At 52.9% G+C, this 12720-nt stretch carries 6 protein-coding genes; all 6 read left to right on the plus strand.

Going from position 1 to position 12720, the window contains the following annotated elements; all coding sequences use genetic code 11:
• Positions 1-24 precede the first annotated feature (24 nt).
• The 6 genes from HHL17_RS19840 to HHL17_RS19865 are packed head-to-tail and all read left to right on the plus strand — an operon-like array spanning position 25 to position 12719.
• The gene (locus HHL17_RS19840; protein WP_240975920.1) at positions 25-3534 is read left to right on the plus strand and encodes a SusC/RagA family TonB-linked outer membrane protein; all 3510 of its coding nucleotides are present in this window, start codon (positions 25-27) and stop codon (positions 3532-3534) included.
• 20 nt (positions 3535-3554) lie between these two features.
• Positions 3555-5186, plus strand: a complete 1632-nt coding sequence (locus HHL17_RS19845; protein WP_206156101.1) for a RagB/SusD family nutrient uptake outer membrane protein — start codon at positions 3555-3557, stop codon at positions 5184-5186.
• Positions 5187-5189: 3 nt separating this feature from the next.
• The gene (gene hepC / locus HHL17_RS19850; RefSeq protein WP_169226539.1) at positions 5190-7142 is read left to right on the plus strand and encodes a heparin-sulfate lyase HepC; all 1953 of its coding nucleotides are present in this window, start codon (positions 5190-5192) and stop codon (positions 7140-7142) included.
• Between the two features lie 9 nt (positions 7143-7151).
• Complete coding sequence (locus HHL17_RS19855; protein ID WP_169226540.1) at positions 7152-8783, plus strand: sulfatase family protein; 1632 nt, start codon at positions 7152-7154, stop codon at positions 8781-8783.
• Entirely contained in the window at positions 8780-10162 is a 1383-nt protein-coding gene (locus HHL17_RS19860; protein WP_169226541.1) for a sulfatase family protein, read from the plus strand. Before HHL17_RS19855 ends, HHL17_RS19860 begins: the two co-directional genes overlap by 4 nt.
• A 1-nt stretch (position 10163) precedes the next feature.
• Entirely contained in the window at positions 10164-12719 is a 2556-nt protein-coding gene (locus tag HHL17_RS19865; RefSeq protein WP_169226542.1) for a DUF4962 domain-containing protein, read from the plus strand.
• Position 12720 lies beyond the last annotated feature (1 nt).

Below are 12720 nucleotides of genomic sequence, written 5' to 3' on the forward strand. Positions count from 1 at the left end.
ATAAATAAGCTATTGCTTATAATTATGCGTACTACCATTCTACCTTTACTTATCGTGATGCTGGGGGCGGGCCTGTTGTATGGCAGGGATGCCCGCGCGCAGAAGTCGCTGAACGCACGTATCAGCATCACCCTGCATCATGAACCGGTAGAGCAGGCGCTGGAACATATCACAGACCTTACCGGCCTTCGTTTTTCCTATACTACCAATCTTTTTCAGTCCTACCCGGAGCTGGACGGCACTTTTATTAATGAAAAACTCAGCACCGTACTGGAGAAAGTGCTTGCTCCTGCCGGCGTGGTGTTTGAACCGCTCGGCAAACAATACATTATTTTGAAACCCCGGGCAAAGATCACCAACCTGGAACATCTTCCTGCCGGAGAACTGGAAGCGCTCTCCAAAGAGATCCCACTGGCCATCGACACCGGTATTACCGTCACCGGCAAAATCACTGATGCTGCCGGCAATCCCCTGCCCGGCGTAGCGGTACATGTACAAGGCACCTCCAAAGGAATTACTTCCGCCGCCAACGGGCAGTTTAAGATAATCGCCCCTAAAGGGGAAGTACTGGTATTTTCGTTGATGGGATACCGTAAGATGCATCTCACCATTACCGACAATGCCCCCGTGAACATGGTCCTGCAGGAAGATGTGAAAGGGCTGGACGAAGTAGTGGTAGTAGGCTACGGTACCGTTAAACGCCGCGACCTCACCGGCTCTATCGCTTCAGTAAAAGGCAGCGACCTCGCGAAGGTACCGGTACAGAACGTCGCGCAAGCCCTTGCCGGCCGCGCCGCGGGCGTACAGGTGTCTGCCGCGGAAGGCTCTCCCGGCGCAGGCATCTCCATTAAAATAAGAGGCGGTGGCTCCATCACCCAAAGCAATGAGCCGCTTTATGTAATTGACGGGTTCCCGCAGACAGACGGCCTTAGCTTCCTCGATCCTACCGACATAGAAAATATCGAAGTACTGAAAGATGCCTCTGCTACTGCCATCTATGGCGCACGCGGCGCCAACGGCGTAGTACTGGTGACCACCAAAAAAGGCGTCACCGGCCGTACACAGGTATCCTACGATATGTACTACGGCGCCAAACAGGTGACCAGCAAGATCGATTTGATGACTCCCTACGATTACGTGATGATGGATTACGAAAGAAGTATGGGCGATGCTGACCTGTTACAGAAATTTACCACCCGCTACGGCGCTTTCAGTGACCTGAAAACGCTCTATGAAGGCAGACCGGGCATCGACTGGCAGCAACAAATGTACGGCGGCAATGCCACGACACAGTACCATAAAATAGGCGCCAGTGGCGGCAACAAGAACACCCGGTTCAATATGTTTTATTCTTTTAACAACGAACAGGGTGTCATGGTCAACAGCGGCGCGAAAAAGAACGTGGCCAAACTCAGTGTGGACCATAGTGATAACAACAGGCTGAAAGCATCCGCCAGCGTGACCTACACCACCCAAAACATTTATGGCAGCGGCACCTCCGAAGGGGAAAACCGGTTCAATAAACTGATGAACATCCTGCAATACCGCCCCACTATCGGTAAAAGCGGTAATGATCAGGACCTGGTTAATTCCGACGAAGACCCTGCCCTGCAGGACGACAACGGCAACGTGATGCAGAACCCGCGCACCAACGCGTTCGCAGAATACCGCAGCACCGATCTCAAAGCACTCTACCTCAATGGCTCACTGGAATACAAGCTGCTGAAAAACCTCACCTATAAAGGCGTGGTAGGCCTGAAGACCAATAACCGCGACGCCAACTTATTCAACGGCGACCGCTCCGTGAACGCCCGCCGCACCGGTGGCCCCAACGGTTCCATCGGCATCACACAAGGCAGCAGCTGGAACTATTCCAACACACTGACTTTTGATAAAACCTTCAAAAGAAAACATAAACTGAACGTATTGATCGGACAGGAACAGTTGTATGCCGCCTCCCGCTTCGTGGAAGCCAGCGCCGCCAAATTCCCCAATGGCGACATTGGCCTCGACGACCTTTCACAAGGCGCACTGGCCGGCATTCCCCGCTCCTTCCGCGAAGACGAGAAACTGATCTCTTTCTTCGGCAGGGCCAATTACAGTTACAAAGACCGTTACCTCGTCACCGCCAGCATGCGTGCCGACGGCTCTTCCAAATTCGGTTCCGGCAACAAATTCGGCTACTTCCCATCGCTGGCGCTGGCCTGGCGCGCCATTGAAGAGAATTTCATGAAAGAGCAACACCTGTTGTCTGATCTGAAATTCCGCCTGACCTACGGCCAGTCCGGTAACAACCGTATCAATAATTACCTTTCGCTGTCGCTGCTGGGCACCAACTACTACCCGTTAAACGATCAACCGGTGATTGGCGTGGGTTCTACCACCTTGCCTAACGCGGCCTTGAAATGGGAAACCACTATCTCCCAGAACATAGGCGCAGACATCGGTTTCCTCGATCAACGGATACAACTGACAGCAGACTACTATCGCAACAATACCCGCGACCTGCTGCTGAATGCACAGGTACCTTATATCTCCGGCTACACTTCTGTTCTGAAAAATATCGGCGAAACCAGCAACCAGGGACTGGAACTGACGTTGAACACCGTCAACATCAGCAAAAAACAGTTTGAATGGCGGACCATCTTCAACATCTCCTTCAATAAAAACAAGGTGAAAGCATTGGCCGGCCCCAGCTTCTTCTATGGTGAATCGGGCTATGGCGCACTGAAAGAAGGCGATTACCTGGTGAAGGTGGGATCACCTGTAGGACTGATGTATGGTTATAAATCCGATGGCGTGTACCAGGTCAGCGATTTCGACTATAACCCGGCTACGCAAAAGTATACCCTGAAACCAGGTATCCCTTATAACCCCAACGACTATCCCAAACCAGGCTATCTGAAACTGGTAGACGTTTCCGGTCCGGATGGCAAAGCAGATGGCCTGATCACCTCCGACGACCGTACCGTGATTGGCGACGCCACTCCGAAAAATTACGGCGGCCTCACCAATACCTTCTCCTATAAAGGGTTTGACCTGAGCATCTTCATTAACTGGATGTATGGTAATAAAATTTACAATGCCAACAAACTGGTGAACAGCCAGACTTACCTGGCCTATCGTAACGCTTACGGCTATATCAAAGACCGTTGGACCACCATCGACGGCAGTGGTAATAAGATCACCGACCCGGCACAATTGGCGGATGTCAACAAAGGCAAAACTATCCCGTCGCTTGAAGGCAGCGGCCGCGATCTGAAATTCTATGACCAGATGGTGGAAGACGGTTCATTCCTGCGTATCAACAATATCAGCCTGGGTTATAATCTTCCCAGGAACTTGTTGGGCCGCGTGAAAGTGAGCAGCTGTCGCCTTTACTTCACAGCGTATAACATTTACACGTTCACTTCCTACAGCGGCTATGACCCGGAAGTAAGCACCCGCAACCAGGGCGGTATTACGCCCGGTGTTGATTTCGGCGCTTATCCCAGGAGCCGGTCCTATACTGTAGGCGCCAATGTTGCATTTTAAAACCATTAAACACTCATCCGATGACTTACCATAAACTGACTGCCATGGGCAGTGCCATATGCCGGAAACTGACGCCGTTCGCGGCCGCCGGTCTGATGATGATGTCTGTTGCCTGTGAAAAACAACTGGAAGAAGATCCTTCCTCTTACTATGCTGTCAATACTTTCTTCAAGAATGTGAATCAGGCCACCATGGCCACCATGGGCGTGTATGACATCCTCGGGGAACAAAGCACCTATGGTTTTTACCTCTCCCTAGCCTACGCCATTGACACAGATATTGCGCAGGTGCAGGGCAACGTGCTGAATGACGAAAAACGTATACTGGCGCACTACGGCGTATCACCTACCCATCCGTGGCTGCGGGAAACATGGCGTAGTTTGTATATCGGCATTGACCGCGCCAACCTGGTGATCCAGAAAATACCCGAGATGGACCTTTACAAAAACGGGACAGAAGATCAGAAAAAAACACTGGACCGTTTATTGGGTGAAGCCAAATTCCTGCGGGGCCTGTATTACTTTGACCTGGTAAGATTATGGGGAGATGTGCCCCTGAAAACCACGCCTACCCAATCGCCTTCCGAGCAGCTACAGTTGCCCCGAACAGACCGGGAGAAAGTATATGACCAGATTATCACCGACCTGAAAGAGGCTGCCGCCACGGTGCCCTGGAATTCTGCCAAAGCACAGGATGAGCGGGTGAGCAAAGGCGCCGTAAAAGGTATTCTGGCCCGTGTATATCTTTACCGCGGAGGCTACTCCCTGCGGCAGGATGCCACCATGAAGCGGCCAGAGAACTACCGTCAGTATTACGACAGCGCATTGACGCAGACGAAGGCGATTATCGCCTCCGGCGAACATCTCCTGAATCCCAGCTACGAGCAGGTGTTCCGCAATTATTGTTCGCTGAAGCTGGAGCCGAAAGAAAGCATGTTTGAAGTGGCGCTCTTTAATCCGCTCGGACAGGCTGCCAACAGTGGCGTGATAGGCACCTGGAACAGCCCGTTGTGTGACGCCGCCAGCCCTTATGGCCGCGCCAACTCCTTCTATGTGACCCATCCCCTGTTTCAAAAAACATTCGAAAAAAATGATCTCCGTAGAGACGTGGCCGTAGCCACTTTCCAGATCGATAAAAATGGAGGCGTCGTACAGCTGACTGGTACCAATGATGCCAAATGGGCGCCCGGGAAATGGCGCCGCAACTGGCAGGGCACCGCTCCCAAAGACCCTAACAACACTGATATCAACTGGGTGCTGTTACGTTACGCCGATGTGCTGCTGATGCAGGCCGAAGCGGAAAATGAAGTGAACGGGCCCACAGCAGTAGCCTACAACGCCGTCAACGAAGTACGCCGCCGTGCAGGCTTGCCGGACCTGACAGCCGGTCTTTCACAAACGGCCTTCTTTAATGCCCTTGTGGATGAAAGAGCGCATGAGCTGTGTTTCGAAGGCTTCCGTAAGTGGGACCTCATCCGCTGGAACATGCTGGGCGCCAAAATACGCGCCACGCAGGCTGCACTGAAAGCCTACAGGGCCGCCTTCCCTTATGTGGCAGGCGACAACTTCCAGGACAATAAACACGAACTATTCCCTATCCCGCAACGCGAGCGCGACGAAAACCCTTCCCTCACCCAAAATCCAAAATACTAAACCATGGCACGTTTCTTAAAGGCTTTCCTTCCGCTGCTGACTGTCCTGCTCCTGGCAGGGCAGCAGCACCTGCTGGCACAGTCAGATACCAGCGTATTCTCCCAACTGGACCTCGACCGGAAAGGAATGGAAAAGGTAAAAGCTTCCTGGCTGAAGAAAGACTACCACCAGGCAGCTGTACAACTATTAGCGTACTACCGTCAACGTAAGGACGTACATCATCCGGAGGTGGAAGCCACCGGTGCGGTGCCCATGCCCAATACAGAAGAACGTAAAAAAGCAGAAGATGGCCTGCGCCATGTTTTCTTTGCCCATAAAGGTTATACACCTTATTTCTATGGAGATGACATCAACTGGCAACTATGGCCGGTGAAAGACAATGAACTGCGCTGGCAGCTGCACCGGATGTACTGGTGGGAACCCATGGGCCAGATGTACCGCGCCACCGGAGAAGAACAGTATGCCAAAGCATGGACCAGCCAGTATCTCGACTGGATCGCCAAAAATCCAATAGGCCTTTCCGAAGACAATGACCGCTTTGCCTGGAGACCATTGGAAATCAGTCACCGGGTAGAAAGTCAAACTGCACAGTTCCAGTACTTCCTGCACTCCCCTGCTTTTACGCCTGAATTCCTGCTGGCTTTCCTGCGCAACTACTACACGCATGCTGACTACATTGTGCATCATTATTCTGAAAAAGGCAACCATCTGTTGTTTGAAGCACAGCGTATCGTAACCGCCGGCACGTTTTTCCCCGAATTCCGCGATGCAGCAGCATGGCGGGCTTCCGGCATCAGCATCCTCAACAAGGAAATAGGCATACAGGTATATCCTGACGGACTTCAGTTTGAACTGTCTTTCAACTATCATATTGCCGCCATACAGATATTCTGCCGGGCACTGGAAATATTACAGATCAATGGTGTTGAAGACCAGTTCCCCGCCTCTTACAAAGCCACCGTGGAAAACATGATCATGGCCGTTACCGAATTCTCTTTCCCGGACTACACGTATCCCATGTTCAGCGATGCCAAGCTGGAAAAAAAATCAGGACTGCTGAAGAGCTTCCGCGGATGGGCCAAAGTATTCCCCAACAATGAAGTGATCCGTTATTTCGCCTCAGACTTCAAAAAAGGCAATCCGCCTGCGCATCAGTCCAATGCCTTAAAAGACGGCGGCATCTATATCTTCCGCAACGGCTGGACACCTGACGCCACGATGATGGTGCTCAAAGCCAGTCCGCCCGCTTTCTGGCACAGCCAGCCGGACAACGGTACTTTTGAACTGTACATCAACGGCCGCAATTTCTTTCCCGATGCCGGTTGTTATGTTTACGGCGGTGATGAAGCCGTGATGAAAGAACGCAACTGGTTCAGGCAAACCAGGGTACACAATACCCTGACGCTGAACAACGCCGATATGGAAGTCAACGCGAAAAGGCTTCAATGGAGCACTTCACCTAAACTGGACCAGCTGGTATATGAAAATCCGAGCTACAAAGGACTTACCCATCGCCGCTCTGTTTACTTTGTAGACAAACGTTTCTTTGTGATCATTGATGAAGCGATCGGAGATGCCACCGGTGAAGTAGCGCTGCATTACGGTTTCAAAGAAGGGCCTACTACCGCCGATTTGAAAGCGTTCAAAGCTACCACGGACTTCACCGATCACAACAATGTGCTGTTGCAGTGTTTCCCGGCGCAAGCCGCTACCATGGTCAAGGAAGACAGCTACGTATCTTATCAGTACCGGCAGAAAGAGCCACGGGATGCATATGCTTTCCAATCCACCAAAAAGGACAATAAACCGCAGCGTTTTATTACCGTCATCTATCCGGTGACCGGCAAAGCACCTGCTATTAAGGCGGCCATAAAGGCTGCTGATGAAAGCTGTGTAAGCGCTACCGTTACGATAGATCAACAATCATACGAACTGGGATATAACCTGAAACCATAAACGAATCCTATGCGATCAACGCTCTTCCGCAACGCCCTGGGCTGTTGTGCAGGACTTGCCATGTTATGCAGTTGTGCGCCCAAGAAGCCGGAGAAACGGCCCAATATCATCTTCATCATGACAGACGACCATACCACCCGTGCGATGAGCTGTTATGATACCTCACTGGTCCGTACGCCTAACCTGGACAGGTTGGCCCGTGAGGGGATGTTGTTCCGCAACTGTTTTGTCACCAATGCCGTGTGTGGCCCTTCCCGGGCCACTATCCTCACCGGGAAATACAATCACATCAATGGGCTGACTGACAATGCCAAAAGCTTCGACAGCAGCCAGGTGATATATCCGCAGCTGTTGCACCAGGCAGGTTATCAAACTGCGATGATCGGCAAGTGGCATCTGGGCTCGCTGCCGGTGGGGTTTGATTACTACAGCATCTTGCCCAACCAGGGGGAATACTACCAGCCCAGCTTCATTGAAAACGGTGATACTATTCCGGAGCAGGGTTACGTGACAGATGTGATCACAGACAAGGCTATACGATTTCTGGAGCATCGCAACAAACAGCAACCTTATCTGCTGATCTATCAGCATAAAGCGCCGCACCGCAACTGGATGCCCGCTATCAGAGACCTGGGGATATACGACAGCGTTACCTTTCCCGAGCCGCCCAATCTGCTCGACGATTTCAGTGACCGCGGAAGGGCATCCAAAGAGCAGTTGATGAACATCAGCACAGATATGTGGGACGCCTGGGACCTGAAAATTGCGGCAGCTGATACGTTGCATGCCATGGAACAACGTCCCGCGCACCGTACGTTCAAAGACTCCAAAGGAGATGATTACAAACAAGCCAACAACAAGGCAGAAGACCTGCACCGGTTCTTCCAGGTATACAACCGCCTGACGCCTGCCCAGAAAGCGCAGTGGAACATAGCCTATGCGGGCCGTGTGGCCGAATACAACCGGCTGAAACCCAAAGGTGCAGACCTCGTACGCTGGAAGTACCAGCAGTATATGCGGGACTATCTCGCCTGTGTAAAAGCCGTTGATGACAATGTAGGCCGGCTGTTGAAATATCTTGAAGAAACCGGCGAGCTGGACAACACTATCATCGTGTATACCTCCGACCAGGGCTTTTTCCTGGGCGAACATGGCTTCTTTGACAAGCGGATGATGTATGAAGAATGTTACCGTATGCCGCTGCTGGTACGATACCCGCCAGGTATCCGTCCGGGTAGTACCAGCGATGCTTTTGCCATGAACGTGGATTTTGCGCCTACCCTGCTGGATTATGCAGGCGTACCCATTCCCACCGACATGCAGGGAAAATCATTGAAGCCTTTGCTGGCGGGCAACGGTCAGGCTCCTGCCGGCTGGCGCACCGCTACCTACTATCATTATTACGAATATCCGTCGTGGCACATGGTAAAACGGCATTACGGTATCCGTACAGCACGTTACAAGCTGATACATTTTTACAATGACCTTGATGAATGGGAACTCTATGATTTACAGCAGGACCCGCATGAGATGAAAAATCAGTATGGCAACCCGGCTTATTCCCAGGTAACCGGCAGCCTGAAACAACAGCTGCTGGCTTTACAGCAGCAATACAAAGACACTAATCCCACAGAAAAATGAACAGGATCTTCCGACCATGGTTATGGTGCCTCGGGGCTCTCTGGAGCCTGCATACTACCGCACAAACGGTGACGCCTGCACGCCCTAACATCTTGTGGATCATCACCGACCAGCAGACCGCGCAGGCCATGAGCGTTGCAGGCAACAAGGAACTGCATACGCCGGCTATGGACCGTCTTGCCGCCAGAGGCATACGTTTCACCCGGGCATATTGCGCACAGCCGCTCTGCACGCCGTCGCGTATCAGTATGTTCAGCGGACGCATGCCGCATCAAATGCAGATCACTACCAATGCATCCGACAAAGAAAACCGTTGGCCCGACACCGTGATGATGGCCGGGCGGCTCATGAAAGCCGCCGGGTATCGCACCGGGTATGTCGGTAAATGGCATATCCCTCTGCTGACATCCGATAGTGCCCGTCATGGTTTCCAGTATATGAAAAACATACAGATGCGTGACTGGATGGATGCTTCCACCCCTGCCGACTGTGCGGCTTTCATCAAACAAAACAGCCGGCAGCCATTCTTTCTCGTGGCCTCCTTTGTGAACCCACATGATATCTGCGAATGGGCACGTGGCGATGACATGAAAATGGACGTACTGCCACCATTGCCCGACAGCAGCCACTGGCCCGCCCTGCCGGCCAATTTCGACATTCCGGCGCAGGAGCCGCCCGTCGTACGGGAACAGCAACACTCCAACTACCGTACCTATCCTACGCTGCAATGGCGACCAGACCAATGGCGAGCTTACCGCTGGGCCTATAACCGGTTGACTGAACAGGTAGACCAGTATGTAGGCATGGTATTGGAGACCCTCCGCAAATACAAGCTGGAAGATAATACCATCGTCATCTTCACCAGTGATCACGGTGATGGCTATGCGGCGCATCGCTGGAACCAGAAGCAGGTGCTTTATGAAGAATCCGCCAGTGTGCCCCTGATCATTGCCGGGCCGGGTATCCCCGCCGGCAGTACCAGCGAGCAGCTGGTGTGTAACGGTACTGATATCATCCCTACCCTTTGCGACTATGCAGGCGCTCCTAAGCCTGCCTATCTGGCCGGACGCAGCCTGCGACCGCTCCTCAGTAGCCACGGGCAGCCCTGGCGCGATACCCTGGTCATCGCCACCACCTTCGCCGACAATGAAAAGTCGCTCGATATTGATGGCAGAGCCGTTATCACCGCCCGTTACAAATACATTGTGTATGACAAAGGCCCTATCCGGGAACAGTTGTTCGATCTGCAACAGGACCCCGGCGAGATGCACCCTCTCTCTGCCGACAAACGTTTCCGGCATATACAGGAGCAATTCCGGCACTACCTGCGTCAGTGGTGTCTTTCCACAGATGATCCTTTCACCCCTTTAAAACCATAAGATGCGTCTTCTCCATCGCTGGCCGGCATGCTTTGCTATTATGTTCACACTAAAGGTTACCGCGCAACAGTTGCCTGATGCCAATCAATTTGTCACGGCGCCGTTCCTGCATATGCGGGAGCGCAGCTGGCCATTTCCGGCCAATGGCGCTACTGATCCCCAGGCACTGTTATGGCCGGCTGTTGCCGGTAAAAATACCCGTTACCTTGTCCGTTACAGCCAGGACAGCCTCTTCCCGGCCGGACGTACCCAACAAAGCGATACCCTTCCCTGGGCCATGTACGCCTTGCATGCCCCGCTGCAATCCGGCAAATGGTACTGGCAATATGCTTCCCGTGCACAGGACAAAGATGCGTGGGCCTGGTCGCCGCTACGGTCCTTCTACATCGCAGATCCAACGATAACGCCTACACTGCCGCAGATGATGGAGAAGGCCCGCAAGCCGCATCCCCGTTTATGGAACATGCAGGCACAGTTGAATACTTTCCGCAGCGACAACCGTAACGACGCAGAAGCCACTGCACTGCTGCGTTCCGCTGACAAACTGATCAACGCTCCGCTGGCAGAAGAAAAACCTACGCGGCCCCGTGATACCACCGGTATGACCGCACAGCAGCAGGAAAAAATGATCGAATTCATGTATCATGGTTTCGGTGAAAAGGTAGCACAGCCTATTCGTCAGCTTTGCACCGCCTATTGGCTCAACGGCGATAACCGTTACGCTACAGAGGCCGTCCGCCGTGCCATGCACCTGGCCAGTCTCGACCTGTCCGGTTTCGGTACCCGCGATGATTTCAACAACGGCAACGTCATGGAAGGCATGGCCTGGGCTTATGACATGGCCTACGACCGGCTCACCACTGCGCAGCGGGATGCGTTGCAACAAGCCATCCTCCGCCGGGGAAGCGGTATCTATCGCAACCTGGTCAACCGCTTCGAGCTGCAGCTGTGCGATAACCACGTATGGCAGCATATCCTGCGCAATTTCTCTATTGCGGCCGTAGCGCTGGCACACGATGCACCACCGGCCAACCAGTGGTTACAGTACGCCTACGAAGTATGGAGCGCACGTTTTCCGGTGCTCGGCTCTACTGACGGAGGCTGGCATGAAGGCAATGGTTACTTCCGCGTTCATTTTGTATCGCTCGCCTACCTGTCACTGTTGTTTGGTGACCTGAGCGGAGTGGATTATTTCGCTACCCCGTGGATGCAAAACCTGCCTTATTACCTGCTATACTCTTATCCTCCGGGATCGGCTTCTGTGGCCATGGGCGACATGCATGAGAACCTGTCCACCACCGCCCGGACACCGGCCGTATTTGCGGAAGCGCTGTCTCGCAAGGTGAACAATCCGTATTTTAACTGGTACGTACATACGATACAGCAGCAGTTTCCCGATTACTTCCGGAGAGATAAAGATTTTGCATTGTTCCGGTTGCTCGTAAAAGAAACCGGACAGCCGAAAGTTGTTTCTCCCGCGGCTTTGCCCGCCTCCCGCACTTTCCCGGACGTAGGGCTTACCATGATGCATTCTCATATAGATGATACCCGTAAAGACCTGATGGCCTCCCTGAGTGCTAATCCATTCGGATCTTCCGGTCATGGTCATGCCAGCCAAAACGCATTCAACATCAACTACGGCGGCAAACTGATCTTTGGTGGCAGCGGCTTTTACAGCAATTTCAGTGATGCCCATAACCTGCTGCACTACCGTAGCTCCCGCGCTTACTGCACCATACTGGCCGACAGCCTCGGGCAGCGCATCGGGGAAAATGGTTACGGCTGGATGCCCCGTCATATTGCAGGTAAACGGATACAATACACGCTGGGGGATGCTTCCAATGCCTATGGTGCTGTGACCGCTCCGTTCTGGTTAGGGCATCTCGAGCTTAATCAGCTGCAACCCGATCGTCAAAATGGCTTCGGCGATCCCGGTGTTACCCGCTACCGCCGGCATATGCTGATGCTCGACAGCAACATTATTGTGCTGTATGATGAACTGGCCGCCAAACAGCCCATCAAATGGACGTGGCAGGCGCATAGCCCCTATACCATCCGGCAGGGTAACGGCAACATGTTCACCATCAATGAACCGGGCGTAAAAGCCGGCGTATACGTCTACGCACATACGCAATTAAATACGGTGGTGCACCAACGTTTTAATGCACCCGCCATTAACTGGAAAGGTAAAACAGACGACGATGGCAACATTGTACCCTTTACCGAACAATGGCATTGCGGCGTTACCACGACGCCACAACAACAGGCCCGTCTGCTGACTGTGATGCAGGTAGGACCACCTAACGCCGCCACACTCGCCGTAACGCAACAAAACGGCGAATGGCATATCGGCCCGTGGCATATCATAGCCGAGCTGGACGACAGCAAAGCGCCGTTGCTCTATATTTTCAACGACGACCAGTCCACCGCCCTCCATTACGGCAGCGGCAATTTCAGGCAGGGACAGCACAAATACCAGCACAGCACCGTACTCACCGAAAACGGGCAGTCCACCGAAGCGATCGACGTCCTGCCATCCATCATTAAAACCCGATAAT

The organism is Chitinophaga fulva, from assembly GCF_012927205.1.
Taxonomy (GTDB): Bacteria; Bacteroidota; Bacteroidia; order Chitinophagales; family Chitinophagaceae; genus Chitinophaga; species Chitinophaga fulva.

Bases quoted from the DNA above. Each gene is read 5' to 3' on its own strand.
- hepC (WP_169226539.1), top strand. From the start codon at position 5,190: ATGGCACGTTTCTTAAAGGCTTTCCTTCCGCTGCTGACTGTCCTGCTC.
- HHL17_RS19845 (WP_206156101.1), top strand. From the start codon at position 3,555: ATGACTTACCATAAACTGACTGCCATGGGCAGTGCCATATGCCGGAAA.
- HHL17_RS19840 (WP_240975920.1), top strand. From the start codon at position 25: ATGCGTACTACCATTCTACCTTTACTTATCGTGATGCTGGGGGCGGGC.
- HHL17_RS19855 (WP_169226540.1), top strand. From the start codon at position 7,152: ATGCGATCAACGCTCTTCCGCAACGCCCTGGGCTGTTGTGCAGGACTT.
- HHL17_RS19865 (WP_169226542.1), top strand. From the start codon at position 10,164: ATGCGTCTTCTCCATCGCTGGCCGGCATGCTTTGCTATTATGTTCACA.
- HHL17_RS19860 (WP_169226541.1), top strand. From the start codon at position 8,780: ATGAACAGGATCTTCCGACCATGGTTATGGTGCCTCGGGGCTCTCTGG.